Origin of the sequence: Allobaculum sp. Allo2, assembly GCF_022701175.1 — a bacterium.
GTDB lineage: Bacteria > Bacillota_I > Bacilli_A > Erysipelotrichales > Erysipelotrichaceae > Allobaculum > Allobaculum fili.
Genome location: NZ_CP078088.1, coordinates 705,633 through 718,389, shown reverse-complemented (window position 1 = coordinate 718,389; position 12,757 = coordinate 705,633). Strand labels below are relative to the sequence as shown.

The 12,757-nt window shown below is 51.3% G+C and carries 8 protein-coding genes, 2 tRNA genes and 5 pseudogenes; 3 read left to right on the top strand and 12 right to left on the bottom strand.

All coding sequences use genetic code 11. The annotated features are described in order from the left end of the window. Positions 1-475: 475 nt before the first annotated feature. Both KWG61_RS04240 and KWG61_RS04235 read right to left on the bottom strand, forming a co-directional pair. A tRNA-Arg gene (locus KWG61_RS04240) sits at positions 476-552 on the bottom strand. Positions 553-615: 63 nt separating this feature from the next. Next, a tRNA-Arg gene (locus KWG61_RS04235) sits at positions 616-691 on the bottom strand. A gap of 376 nt (positions 692-1,067) precedes the next feature. Between KWG61_RS04235 and KWG61_RS04230 the strand changes: the two genes are divergently transcribed. After that, positions 1,068-1,916 carry a patatin family protein gene (locus KWG61_RS04230; RefSeq protein WP_230267773.1) on the top strand — a complete coding sequence of 283 codons (849 nt, stop codon included), beginning with the start codon at positions 1,068-1,070 and terminating at the stop codon, positions 1,914-1,916. A 164-nt stretch (positions 1,917-2,080) separates the two neighbouring features. Here KWG61_RS04230 and KWG61_RS04225 read toward each other — a convergent pair whose 3' ends face one another. The 5 genes from KWG61_RS04225 to KWG61_RS04210 are packed head-to-tail and all read right to left on the bottom strand — an operon-like array spanning position 2,081 to position 3,973. Continuing rightward, a complete protein-coding gene (locus tag KWG61_RS04225; RefSeq protein WP_242745043.1) occupies positions 2,081-2,665 on the bottom strand; it encodes a hypothetical protein in 585 nt (194 codons plus the stop codon). Next, positions 2,662-2,997 carry a hypothetical protein gene (locus tag KWG61_RS04220; protein WP_242745042.1) on the bottom strand — a complete coding sequence of 112 codons (336 nt, stop codon included), beginning with the start codon at positions 2,995-2,997 and terminating at the stop codon, positions 2,662-2,664. Before KWG61_RS04220 ends, KWG61_RS04225 begins: the two co-directional genes overlap by 4 nt. Beyond that, a complete protein-coding gene (locus KWG61_RS04215; protein ID WP_242745041.1) occupies positions 2,979-3,440 on the bottom strand; it encodes a hypothetical protein in 462 nt (153 codons plus the stop codon). The genes KWG61_RS04220 and KWG61_RS04215 overlap by 19 nt, the downstream gene beginning before the upstream one ends. A gap of 9 nt (positions 3,441-3,449) precedes the next feature. Beyond that, positions 3,450-3,704: a DJ-1/PfpI family protein gene (locus KWG61_RS17095; protein WP_367614328.1), complete on the bottom strand. Its 255-nt coding sequence runs from the start codon at positions 3,702-3,704 to the stop codon at positions 3,450-3,452. Beyond that, positions 3,617-3,973 carry a DJ-1/PfpI family protein gene (locus KWG61_RS04210; RefSeq protein ID WP_367614261.1) on the bottom strand — a complete coding sequence of 119 codons (357 nt, stop codon included), beginning with the start codon at positions 3,971-3,973 and terminating at the stop codon, positions 3,617-3,619. The genes KWG61_RS17095 and KWG61_RS04210 overlap by 88 nt, the downstream gene beginning before the upstream one ends. A 389-nt stretch (positions 3,974-4,362) precedes the next feature. Here KWG61_RS04210 and KWG61_RS04205 point away from each other — a divergent pair. Together KWG61_RS04205 and KWG61_RS17090 are read left to right on the top strand one after the other, a co-directional pair. After that, positions 4,363-4,695 (top strand): annotated as a pseudogene (locus KWG61_RS04205) (DUF308 domain-containing protein); the annotation flags it as partial. Between the two features lie 31 nt (positions 4,696-4,726). Next, a complete protein-coding gene (locus KWG61_RS17090) occupies positions 4,727-4,894 on the top strand; it encodes a DUF308 domain-containing protein (RefSeq protein WP_367614327.1) in 168 nt (55 codons plus the stop codon). 114 nt (positions 4,895-5,008) lie between these two features. Here the strand turns inward: KWG61_RS17090 and KWG61_RS04200 are convergent, their stop codons facing one another. The 5 genes and pseudogenes from KWG61_RS04200 to secA form a co-directional block, all read right to left on the bottom strand. Next, entirely contained in the window at positions 5,009-5,950 is a 942-nt protein-coding gene (locus tag KWG61_RS04200; RefSeq protein ID WP_230267770.1) for a hypothetical protein, read from the bottom strand. A 286-nt stretch (positions 5,951-6,236) separates the two neighbouring features. Further along, positions 6,237-7,376 (bottom strand): annotated as a pseudogene (gene fucO, locus KWG61_RS04195) (lactaldehyde reductase). A gap of 226 nt (positions 7,377-7,602) precedes the next feature. After that, positions 7,603-8,529 (bottom strand): annotated as a pseudogene (cysK, locus tag KWG61_RS04190) (cysteine synthase A). A 323-nt stretch (positions 8,530-8,852) separates the two neighbouring features. Beyond that, positions 8,853-9,928, bottom strand: a pseudogene (gene prfB, locus KWG61_RS04185) (peptide chain release factor 2). A 22-nt stretch (positions 9,929-9,950) separates the two neighbouring features. Then, positions 9,951-12,346 (bottom strand): annotated as a pseudogene (secA, locus tag KWG61_RS16690) (preprotein translocase subunit SecA). Positions 12,347-12,757 lie beyond the last annotated feature (411 nt).

The following is a 12,757-nucleotide window of genomic DNA, read 5'->3' as shown; positions in this document are numbered from 1 at the left end:
TATCGAATCCAGCGATAATTTAAGGATTAAAAACCCGTAAAAATATTCACACGAACATCTGTTTACTAGCTTTATTTTTAATTTGGATGACTTATTTTAATTGTATTCGTCTTTTTATCAAACTTCGCTTTTATTCCACTACCACAATTGAGCCTGATTTGTTATTATCAAAATGTTCGTTCCGGTTGAAATTTCCACCAGAATCTCCCTTCCGGGACGAACAAAGAAGCCGCTCTGCGGCTTTTTTAATGCTCGGGCAATTATTCACTTGTTTATACTGCACGATCATATTTTTAAACTTTCATTCTTCCCGGCGATTCTCAAAAGAATGTGAAATTTTACCTTTCCGAGAAAGAATTTATCTTTTCAAAGTGGCCGTAAAAATCATTTTCGGTGCCTTGCCTAAGCGGCGAATTATGATGTTCGTCCAAACAGAAAAAGCGGAAGCCTGAGATCAGACTTCCGGGACTGGCGATGGCGTCCACGAGAGGATTTGAACCTCCGACCCCACGCTTAGGAGGCGTGTGCTCTATCCAGCTGAGCTACGTGGACAATGCAGATCGCAAAGCAGACATATAAAGAGAAAGTCAGCTTTCGCTGACTCGAATTTTCTAATGGCGCACCCGAGAGGACTCGAACCTCCAACCACCAGAATCGGAATCTGTTACTCTATCCATTGAGCTACGGGCACATGTACAGCTATTATAAAACCTCACTCCTCTCTTTTCAAGCGGGCCAAAAACAGGTCTGGACAAAGAGCGAATCCGGCCTGCCGCACCAACGAAATCTTAATATTCTTTTTGCTGCGTTTGTTTTTCCTCTTATCGCACGTTCTGTTATGCGCTGCATCGCGCACAGTCCCGCGTATTTCGCCTTGCAATTTGCCCTTCTATTCCTTTATCCCATCTGCTTTTGTACATTCCGGCCGTTCTGTTGAAGAAAGAACGGCCGTTTCTCTTGAAAACACAAACGTCCCGGTCAAATATGAAATCTGTCTGAAACTCTATTTTTCTTTTTCCGAAAACTTTTCCGAAAACTTTTTCAGACATCAGGAGGTTAATTCAAGAATGAAAACTGCAGTAATTGATGTTGGCGGCGGCATGCGCGGCATGTATGCGGCGGGCGTTCTCGATGCCTGCCTCGAAGAACACGTTCATTTTGATATCGCAATCGGCGTGAGCGCCGGCAGCGCCAACCTGGCCAGCTTTATCGCCGGGCAGATCGGACGGACGTACAAATTTTACCGGGACTATTCCGGACGTCCGGAATACATGTCGGCCTCGAACTTTCTGCGCAGCGGCTCCTATATCGACATGGACTACATTTACAGTTTCCTTTCGAACACAGACGGTGAATATCCCCTCGCCTACAAAGCCATGAAAGAAAATCCTGCGGAGCTGATCGTTGTAGCGACCAACGCCATCACCGGCAAGCCTGCCTATTTCGACAGTTCCTGGATGGACGAAGACCAGTATGACATTTTCAAGGCCAGCTGTTCGATTCCCGTTGTAAACAAACCGTATCCAGTCGGAGGCATTCCGTTTTTTGACGGTGCGCTTTCCGATCCCGTTCCCATCGACAAAGCCATTGAACTCGGTGCGGATAAAATTGTTCTGATTCTCACCAAGCCCTCGGATCTGGTGCGCTCAAGCCGCAAGGATGTAACATTAGCTTCCTTCATGGGCCATTATCCCCTCGCCGCGCAGGGCCTTCGCGAACGCGCTGCCCGCTACAACAAAGACGTAGAGCGGGCTTTGCAGATGGAAAAGGAAGGCAAGGTTCTCGTCATCGCGCCAAACGATACATGCGGCGTCGATACGCTCAACCGCAATCCGGAACAGCTTCATCATCTTTATCTCAAAGGCTTCAAGGACGGTTTGAAAATTGCCGAATTCATAAAGCCCGAAGAGAAATAGATCTCCGTTTTTTCGATCCAGCTCTATATACATGCATACCCCGTCCGGGATAAGGCCAGAAGGCAGAATCCCGGACGGGGTATTTCTGTACTGGATTTTTGTTGGGAAACTTTCTGTCCGTATTGTGCCAGACAGAACCAGACGTTCTGGCCAAAGGGACGGACTTACTGAGAATCTCTATCCTCGTCTGCAAAGAAGGTCGGGACCATCCGTTCGTTATACTGCGTGGAAACGATACCGGCATCGGACAGGCGGGAATACACGCCCGCAAAATGGCCGTTATACACATACAGACCGGTCAGGTTGGCGTAGCCGATAAAGCCGTGATCGCTCAGCAGGTCAATGTTTTCGCTGCGATAATGCGGCACGTATTCCTGGACAATGAACGGCTGTCCTGTCAGATCTTCGAGCAGCTGCTTCCAGCGCTCCTGGGAAAGATCGACCCTCGCGTACACGCCTTTGGCGCCATAGCCTTCCTTCGGTTTAATAATCCACTGATCCTTATGTTCGAGAAGCCGGGTAAGATCGGCATCACTCAGATCCATGGACTGCGGCAGGTGCGCATCGAGAAACGCGCATTCCTGCGGCGTGAAATACTGGCGAAGCACCGGCGAAAACAGAGCTTCGCTGATCGCCTTGGAGTGAATGACCTGCGTCTGGAAATTGCCGACCAGAACGACGGCCTGTTTGCGAACGGCTTCCAGAAAATCCGTCGATTCATCGTATTTTTCCAGCACGTCGCTCGTCACCGCCCGACGGTAAATCGCGTCAAACGCGGTATTCGTCTTTTGCTTCGAAGTGCCTTTCCATCGAACACAAAATCGCGGACATCCACGACTTCGCAGACATAGCCTTTGGCTTCAAACAAGTCGCGAAACGCGTACAGCTCGGGCAGATAGGCGTTTTCCAGATAATCGCTGATCGCAATGGCAGGCTTGTCTTCCACTCCGGCTTCCTTCACGTCCTGCAGAAAACTTTCGGCCCAGCTGTCCATCAGTTCCTGATGACGCACAGCCGGTTTCAGATCGTTCCATACATTGTTCAGCGCCATGAATTCGTCCATCATCTGGTTTTCATACATGGCGGACGTTCCGTCGGTGTTGAATTCGCAGACTTTGAACGAGCCGTCGTCTTCGTTATAAAAATGTCGATGCGAAGCATGGGAATCGCGCTCGAATAGCGGTTATCGATCTGAATCAGTTCTTCGAGTTTCGCATCAAAACCGAACAGTTTTCGCACCTCGGGATTTGCTTTGTAGGCGGCAATCGTCTTTTCAAAAATGCCATAAAACTGATCGCAAAGATGCGCAAACGCTTTTTCATCCGCATCGGAAAAGAACTTTGGCATGTGCAGCGTCCGCGTGTAAATGGCCACCGGATTCACCGCGCCGGGTACTTCGTATTCGAGCGGCGAGTTCTGAATGGCGCGCGACGTTTTCAGGGCGCTCAGATGACTTTGCGTCGGATTCTGCCGAATATGCCCCAGCCAGCTTTGTTCCAGTTTCGTAACTGCTTTAGACTTCATTACTCACGCTCACTTCACGTAAATCGAAGCCTTCAGCTGATCAAGCTTTTCCTTGCCTAGCAGGGCTTCGATCAGAGCATAGGCAAAGTCGATCGAGTAGCCCGCGGAACGGCCGGTAATCAGTTTTCCGTCCGTTACGGTTCCCTGCTCTTTATAGCTGCCTTTAAAGTCTTCGTTCATGGACGTAAAGCAGGTGTAGTTCTTGCCTTCCAGCAGGCCCATATGGCCAAGGATCGTCGGAGCGGCACAAATCGCGCCGACAATCTGGTTTGGATTGTTCCAGGCTTCCCGGATGACTTCGAGCGCTTTTGGATTTTTTCAAGCAGCGCATAGTGCGGACCGCCTGGGATAATCAGGGCATCCGCCTGTGAAAAGTCATAGAGATCCATAGGGATCATTGGAGAATAGATGATTCCAAAGCGGCCGGTTCCTTCGCGCAGGTTGGCCGCGCTGACCAGGTCCACCGCAATGCCGGCTCGTTTGAGCAGAGCAATCGGGCCCATGGCCTCAAGTTCTTCAAATCCGTTGTCCATCAGTACAGCGGCTTTTTCATAATTACCATCTCTCTTTCTGCAGTTTCATCTTACCTTTTTCGGCGCTCAGGACGGATGCGTTTGCCATAGGGAAATCGCTGTAAGCAAGAAAAATGACATGCTGTCGAGTTTGTTCCTTTCCTTCCCTTCCGCATTCACTTTCTTCTTTTCTTCCTCTGAACCGTTCTGGTTTGTCGAGCCAGCACCGGTCCATCCGTTTTGAGCGTCTGTTTCTTCGATCCGCTTCTTACGTTCTGCTTCAGAAAGGCAGTCTTTGCGTTTAGACAGTACGGTCGTTCTATCTATCTCTTTCGACTCTTTCGGGCCTGCCTGCTTTTATTGCCTTTCAATTCGGCGATAATGGAGACAGAAGATCTGGAGGTTTTCAAATGAAAAGGTATATGTTTAATTTCAACGTAAAGGATACGCTCGTTCTGGCGCTTCTTTATCTGCTTTGCGGACTGGCGCTCTGCTTCTTCCAGGGCAGCATTCTGACGACCGTCGTCCGCATCATCGGCATTGTTCTGATCGCCTATGGCGCCTACATGCTTTACGTCTATTTCGGCGTCCACAAATCCGCCGATACAGCTCCGATGTTTTCCGGCGTTCCGTCTTTGGTTCTCGGTCTGATCATGGTGTGCTGGCCGCATACGATCATCAACTTCATCCCGATCATCGTCGGCGTTCTGCTCGTGATCAACTCGATTGTTCAGATTCAGTCTTCGCTCGTCTTAAAAGCTATGGCGCTTCGAGCTGGGTATTCTCCTGGTTGTTGCCCTCTGCCTTCTGGCTCTTGGCATTTTCCTCGTCATCAAACCCGGATCCATCATCGATACGATTATGACGATTGCCGGCGTTGCGCTGATCGTTCAGGCAGTTGTTCTCTGCTTTGACGCCTTTGCGACACGCAAGAGCCGCTAAGCGCCATTTATTGCAATTCACATTTCTTCGGTTTAAAAGCACCGGCTGTTCGATCCCGATCAGCCGGTGCTTTCGTCTAGTATGGAAGCTTCATTTGAATCGCATCGGAATGAATCAGGCGTTTTCCAGCAAAACCAGCTTTTCGAGAAGACCTTCTTCTTCCAGCTGCGCTTTGAGTTCCTGAAGCGTCTTTTGATCGATGCGATCGTTTTGTGCGCTGTAAAGGGCTTCTGCCAGAGCGCACAGTGCGGTGGAATGCAGGATTTCATTCATGAGACTTCCTGCCAGAACGCGCTGCTTTCTGTCGTTGAGAATGGAAAAGTCAAATGAAGTATCCGAGGCAAAGCGTGTGTAGTCTTCCAGCCGGGTATCGTCGGGACGATTAAAGCCGGGCACGCCAAGTTCCGCCAGATACGGACAGACACCTTCACGAAGCAGGCTGAGAAGCGCCTTGGCTAAAAACAGAACGGACGCGCTCAGATCCGGATTTTCCATGTCTTCATAGTAAATTTCCAGATCCATCGCCGCTTCCAGAAACTCTCTGGTCTGCGCATCCATCGCCGTGCACAGAATCGGACGGAAACCAAAGAAGGCATCAATTGTCGGCTCTTCTTCATCCTCTTCAGTTTCATCCTCTTCGCCTTCGGCTTCTTCTTCGCTTTCCTCTTCTGCGGTCTCTTCTTCTGCGGTCTCTTCTTCTGCGGTCTCTTCTTTTTCAGCTTCCTGTTCTTCGCTTACGAATCCAGCCGGCTCCTCTTCCAACGGATCAGCGCTCTGGTTTACGGAATCTGGATCGGCATTTTCTTCCATACGCTCTTCTTCAACGCCGCTTTGCGCGCCGTTTTTCTGTTCAGAATCGGTCTCTGTCTCCGGCTGTCCTGTACTCTCGGTATTAAACATGTCCGAGAGATCGGACATCTGCCTTGCAAGCGTCTGCATATCCATGTTCTGGGCAAGATTGTGCGCCTGCTCCAGAATCTGTTTCTTTTCTTCGTCGCTCATCGCATTCAGCATTTCCTCAATTGCGCCGGACGTTAAAAAATCAAACATACCCATATTCTGTATTCTCCTTTCTTCCAGAGCGTTAACGGACTGGATTCTTCTTTATCGCTTCCATTTTAGGACAGACGCCCTGCCGCACCAAGAAATCCGAAATTCTCTTCAGACGCCCACAGGCAGACACAACCGGTCGACAAGGAATAAAGAAACAGGACAAAAGAAATGCGGCTCTGATCGTTCAGGTCCTTGATCGGATCTTTGCATCAGAGCCGCAAATCGGTTCAGAACAGCGTATGTTCCCAGATCCGCTTCGCCATGCCGGGTAAAAGCGGATCGCGTCAGATTACATCAGTTTACGGGACAGGTCCTTCATGTCCGCAACGGAGGTTTCTCTCGGATTTCCCGGACGGCACGCATCTGCATAGGCGGATTCGGCAAGGAAATCGAGATCTTCTTCGCGCAGCGCATCCAGCTTTTCTGGAATGCCTACGTCGGCGGAAAGTTTCTTCACCGCGTCAATGGTAGCTTTGCGGTATTCCTTTTCGCTCATGCCCGTCGTATCGACGTCCATGGCTTCCGCAATTTTTCTGAACTTATCGCCGGTTGCTTTCTGGTTGTATTCCATCACGATGGGCGGCAGGATTGCGCACGCTACGCCATGGGGCGCGTTGTAGAACGCACCGAGTGTGTGCGCCATGGAGTGGGCAATGCCCAGGCCGACGTTCGAGAACGCCATGCCGGTTACAAACTGACCAAGCGCCATGCCTTCACGGCCTTCGGGGTCGTTTTCGACCGTCTTGCGCAGATTCTGGCTGATCAGGTGAATGGCTTCCAGGTTGAGGCAGTCGGCCAGTTCCCAGGCCGCTGCGGTCGTGCAGCCTTCAATTGCGTGCGTCAGCGTATCCATTCCGGTTGCAGCTCTGAGCCCTTTAGGCATGGAACTCATCATGTCGGGGTCAACGATCGCCACGTTAGGAATGTCGTTCGTATCGACACAGACGAATTTACGCTTGCGTTCTGGATCGATGATCACGTAGTTGATCGTCGCTTCGGCAGCGGTTCCTGCTGTCGTCGGGACAGCAATGGTGAAGACAGTCGGATTTTTCGTGTCGGCAACGCCTTCGAGCGAGCGAACGTCCGCAAACTCAGGGTTGTTGATGATAATGCCGATGGCTTTGCCGGTATCCATGCGCTTCCTTCGCCGACGGTAATCATGGAGTCTGCACCGGATTCCTTATACGCTTTGACGCCGTGCTGCACATTTTCGATGGTCGGGTTGGGCTGGATGTCGAAATTGACTGTGTAGTCCATGCCGTTCGCGTCGAGCAGATCGGTAATTTTCTTCGTTACGCCAAATTTCACCAGATCCGGGTCGGTCGCGATAAACGCTTTTTTGAAGCCTTTGCTTCGGACGATTCCAGGAATTTCCTGAATCCCCTTTGCCGTGATAGGAAACGGCATTGGGAACAAAACGATTTACCATTTTCTTTTTCTCCTGTTTTTGATGTAACCCTTTACATTTCTTGGCATAAAACATATATCGCAATTTTTATGCCGTATGGGGGAGAAAAGCGGTATATATCGTCAAAACCAGCGAGTTGTGCCTGCAGCGCTTCTTTTAAACCATGTGTCCCCTATACGGCAAACGGCAGGCCCTTTGCGGCCTGCCGTTTTCTCATATTCTTTTTCGATTGTGTATCTGTATTCGATCAGTCTGTAAACATTTCGCTGGAAAGATAGCGATCGCCGGTATCGGGAAGGAGCGCCACAATGAGCTTGCCTTCGTTTTCCAGACGGGAAGCCAGTTCTAAAGCCGCGGCTGCCGCCGCGCCGGAGGAAATGCCGGCCAGAATACCTTCCTTGCGCGCCAGATCCCGGCCCGTTTTCAGCGCGTCTTCGTCGCTGACTTCGATCACTTCGTCATAAATCGAGCGATCGAGCGTATCCGGAATGAAGTTGGCGCCAATGCCCTGCAGCTTGTGTGGACCGGCTTTGCCGCCCGAAAGCAGCGGAGAGCCGGCGGGTTCGACCGCCACGATTTTCACGTTCGGATTTTTTCCCTGAGGTATTTTCCGACACCGCTGAGCGTTCCGCCCGTGCCGACGCCGGCAACAAAAATGTCGACCTTGCCGTCCGTATCTTCCCAGATTTCCGGACCGGTCGTCAGATAGTGCGTTTCAGGGTTGTCCGGATTTTCAAACTGACCCGGTACAAAGACATCGCCGATTTCTTTTCCGATTTCTTCGGCTTTGGCTACCGCGCCGGCCATGCCTTCTCTGCCTTTGGTCAAAACGACTTCCGCGCCGAAGGCCTTAAGCAGATTGCGGCGTTCTATCGACATAGAATCCGGCATAACAATAATCGTGCGATAGCCTTTGCGTGCGCCCACGAGCGCTTCGCCGATGCCGGTATTTCCGGAAGTGGCTTCAATAATGGTCATGCCTTTTTCAGGCGCCCTTCTTTTCGGCTTTTTCAATCATGTGCAGCGCAATGCGGTCTTTTGCGGATCCGCCCGGATTGAGCGCTTCCAGCTTGAAGACCACGCGGGCTTTCGAATCGTTTTCCTGTTCCAGTACACCGGCTTCCACCAGGGGCGTATTGCCGATCACATCCAGAATCGTCTCATGAATTTTCATTGGAAATCCTTTCTTGCCATCCTGAACTGGCTTTTACTTTTGGGATCGGCCTGGGAGCACTCCCGCATGACGATCGGACCCCGTCGTCAGCCGCAGTCCGCTCAAAAGCCGTCCGTTTTTATCGTCCTGTTTCCATCCTATCGCTCTTCATCGAGAGTGAGAGCGCGGTGTCTGGAAAATGTCCCGTTTCCCGGCTTTCCTGAGCGATTTTGAAAAAGTCTGTTTCTGCCGAATCTTTTTCTTTCCGCTTTGCAGCATACAAAAACCAGTCGGCATCTCGTTTTGAGCGCCGGCCGGTTTACAGCCTTGTACAAAATTCGCGATCAGCTGACCTGGGAGTTCAGCCAAGCGAAGATGAATCCGTCCAGATCCCCGTCGAGCACGCTCTGGGCCTGACTGGTTTCGCAGCCGGTTCTTGCGTCCTTGACCATCGTGTAGGGATGCAGAACGTACGAACGGATCTGGGATCCCCATTCGTTAGCTTTGACTTCACCGCGCAGTTCGGCGATTTTCTTCTGCTGGTTTTCGATTTCCAGCTGAAGCAGCCGGGATTTCAAAATGCGCAGGGCTTCTTCACGGTTCTGAATCTGACTTCGTCCAGACTGGCAGGTCGCCACGATGCCCGTCGGCAGGTGGACCATGCGAATCGCGGAGTCGGTCTTGTTAATGTGCTGACCGCCCGCGCCGGACGCGCGTTTGGTTTCCACAAGAAGATCTTCCGGCTTGATCTCGATTTCGATGTCGTCGTTAAACTGCGGCATGACTTCCACCGACGCAAACGAAGTGTGACGGCGAGCACCCGCATCGAAGGGCGAAATGCGCACCAGACGATGCACGCCTTTTTCGCCTTTGAGATAGCCGTAGGCTTTTTCGCCCTCAATCAGGATGGTCGCCGATTTCAGACCGGCTTCCTGTTCTTCCTGATAGTCGAGCACGGTTACTTTCCAGCCCTTATTCTGTGCGTAGCGGGTGTACATGCGATAGAGCATGGACGCCCAGTCGCACGCTTCCGTTCCGCCGGCTCCCGGATGGAATTCCAGAATGGCGTTGGAATCGTCGTATTCCCCGACAGCAGAACCTTCACCTGGAAGGTTTCCATTTTCTTTGCGGCCTCTTCCATTTCTTCCGAGGCCATTTCCAGCAGATCCTCGTCCATCTCTTCCTTGAGCACGTCATACGCTTCCGAAACGGAATCCATGTCGGCGCGCAGTTCGTTATAGGAGGTGACAATGTCCTTTAAGGAGTTCTGCTTGCGGATTACGCTCTGGGCTTTTTCTGATCGCTCCAGAAATCTTCCGCCAGCATCTGCCGGTCGTAGTCTTCAATCTGCTTTTCCTTGGATGGCAGGTCAAAGCGACTCACCCAGAGAGTCCAACTTCTCCAGGTGAGTAGCAAGCATTTGTTTCAGTTCAAAAGTTCCATTACTTCTGCACTCTTTCTTTAGCGGCTTCCCGAACCTGCTCGACCTTGTTCGTCGGCTGCGGTTTCGGCGCGCGGAATTTCAGAAGGTTCGAAACGATTTCGCGGTCGATTCGACGGTTCATTTCCTCGAACATGTCAAAGCCTTCCTGCACGTACTGCTGCAGCGGGTTGTTCTGGGCGTAGCTGCGCAGACCGATGCCGGCGCGCAGTTTTTCCATCAGGTCGATGTGCGCAACCCAGTTGCGGTCGATGGTGGCCAGAACGATGTCCTTTTCGTAGCGTTTGAACGGTTCACGGACGAGATCGATTTCTTCGTCGAATTCTTTCCATACCCGGTTGAAAATGTAGTCCTTGAGTTCGTTGAAGTTCTTGCCTTCGAGCTCCTCGACATGGAAGCCGCGATCGCCTTTCAGGCCGAGCACTTCGAGGGAACGGACGAGTTCCGGCAGGTCGACTTCGCCTTTGCGCTCATCCGACAGGTCCGCCTGGAGCGTCTGCTCGATGACTTTTTCCATCATCAGTCTGACCATATCCGATACGTCGTCGGATTCGAGAACTTTGTTTCTCTGGTCGTAAATGATTTCACGCTGTCTTCGCAGAACGTCATCGTAGTCCAGAACGTTTTTACGGGTATCGAAGTTCGAGCCTTCGACCTTCTTCTGAGCCATTGTAATCGAACGGGTAACCTGTTTGGACTCAATCTGCCCTTCGCCCAGCGAAGAGAACAGGTTTTGAGCTTGTCGGTACCAAAGCGAACCATCAGATCGTCTTCGAGAGAAACGTAGAAGCGGGAGAATCCGGGGTCGCCCTGACGGCCGGAACGGCCGCGCAGCTGGTTGTCGATACGACGGGATTCGTGACGCTCGGAACCGAGAACAGCCAGACCGCCGAGTTCGCGGCTTTCCTTAGTCAGCTTGATGTCGGTACCGCGGCCAGCCATGTTGGTGGCGATCGTTACGGATTTTGGACGGCCGGCCTTGGCGATGATTTCCGCCTCGCGCGCGTGGTTTTTGGCGTTCAGCACTTCGTGCGGAATGCCTTCGTCATTGAGCATCTTGTCAAGCAGTTCGGAAACTTCTACGGCGATGGTGCCGACCAGAACCGGCTGGCCCTTTTCGTAAAGTTCCTTGACTTTGGCAACGAGCGCTTTGTATTTATCGCTCTTGTGCACGTAGATTTCGTCCGGAAGGTCCTGACGGGCGATCGGACGGTTTGTCGGGATGACGATAACGCGCATGTTATACGTGCTTAAGAATTCCTCTTCCTCGGTCTTGGCGGTACCGGTCATGCCGGCCAGCTTGTCGTACAGACGGAACAGGTTCTGGTAGGTAATCGTAGCCAGGGTAGACGTTTCTTCCTTAATCGGCACGTTTTCCTTCGCTTCGATGGCCTGGTGCAGACCTTCGGAGAATACGCGTCCCGGCATGGTACGTCCGGTGAACTGGTCGACGATGACGATTTCGGAATCATCGCTGACTACGTATTCCACGTCCTTGGTCATGATGTAGTTGGCACGCAGCGCCTGGTTGATGTGGTGTACGAGCTGGGTATTGTTCAGGTCGTACAGGTTCGGTACATTGAAGAACTTTTCGGCTTTTTCTACACCGCTGTCGGTCAGAATGCACTGACGGATTTTTTCATCGATGTCGTAGTCGCCGGAAAGCAGTTCCTTTTCCTTCGTTTTCTTGTCGTATTCATACTCCGGAGCGGTCAGAGTCTTTACGAAGCGGTCGGCCGCAATGTAGAGGTTTGCGGTATCTTTCGAACCCCGGAAATAATCAGCGGGGTTCTCGCTTCATCGACCAGAACGGAGTCGACCTCATCGACGATGGCGACGTGCAGGCCGCGCTGTACGCGGTCTTCGACGCGGCGGGCCATGTTGTCGCGCAGGTAGTCAAATCCAAGTTCGGAGTTGGTGGTGTACGTAATGTCGCAGTTGTACGCTTCTCGTTTCTGCGCTTCGCTCATTTCATGCTTGTTTACGCCGACGGTCAGACCCAGGAAACGGTAAATTTCGCCCATCCAGGCCGCATCTCGTCCGGCGAGGTATTCATTGACGGTAATAACATGAACGCCTTTGCCTTCGAGGGCATTCAGGTAAACCGCCATAGTGGCTGTCAGCGTTTTACCTTCACCCGTTTTCATCTCGGCAATGTCGCCGCGATGCATCGCAATGGAACCTTCAACCTGCACTTTGAACGGCTTTTCACCGATCACGCGGCTGGCGGCTTCGCGGGCTGTCGCGAAGGCTTCCGGCAGAAGATCATCAAGCGTTTCGCCTTTGGCAAGACGTTCACGGTATTCATCGGTTTTATGTCTCAGTTCATCATCAGACAGATTCTTCATTTCCTGCTCGCGGGCAAGAACGAGATCTGCTGTTTTTCCAGTTTTTCAGTTCTCTAGCGTCCTCAGAGAACAGACCTCCAAAAGAGCCATGTGTTTCTCCTCTCAAATCTCATACGAATTCATTTCATTCTATCATAGCCGCTCATGAACCTCTATGGCTTATTGAAAGCGGATACGGCCGGAAAACCCGATCCGTACGGGTTTTCCCTGCCGGCTTTTCCCCGAAATTTTCGCATTTTTCCTAGAAAGTCTACAGGAAAAGCACGGCTTGCAGGAATGAAAAGTATCATACGCTATTCAGCATAAATACACCGTTAAATATTGGAAATCTTCTTTACGGATCATTATTTTTGCGTATTTAAAAAGCCTGCATGCGCTTTTTAATACATCCGTTTCTTCTTTTTCCATTTTTCTATACCGCCATTCGGCCCGTTTCATCTCAAAGGGATGAGAACGTCAT

What these genes read in the sequence shown, in the direction of transcription:
- KWG61_RS04230 (WP_230267773.1), top strand. Translation starts at nt 1,068, where the DNA reads ATGAAAACTGCAGTAATTGATGTTGGCGGCGGCATGCGCGGCATGTAT.
- KWG61_RS04220 (WP_242745042.1), bottom strand. Translation starts at nt 2,997, where the DNA reads ATGTATGAAAACCAGATGATGGACGAATTCATGGCGCTGAACAATGTA.
- KWG61_RS04215 (WP_242745041.1), bottom strand. Translation starts at nt 3,440, where the DNA reads ATGAAGTCTAAAGCAGTTACGAAACTGGAACAAAGCTGGCTGGGGCAT.
- KWG61_RS04210 (WP_367614261.1), bottom strand. Translation starts at nt 3,973, where the DNA reads ATGGACAACGGATTTGAAGAACTTGAGGCCATGGGCCCGATTGCTCTG.
- KWG61_RS04200 (WP_230267770.1), bottom strand. Translation starts at nt 5,950, where the DNA reads ATGGGTATGTTTGATTTTTTAACGTCCGGCGCAATTGAGGAAATGCTG.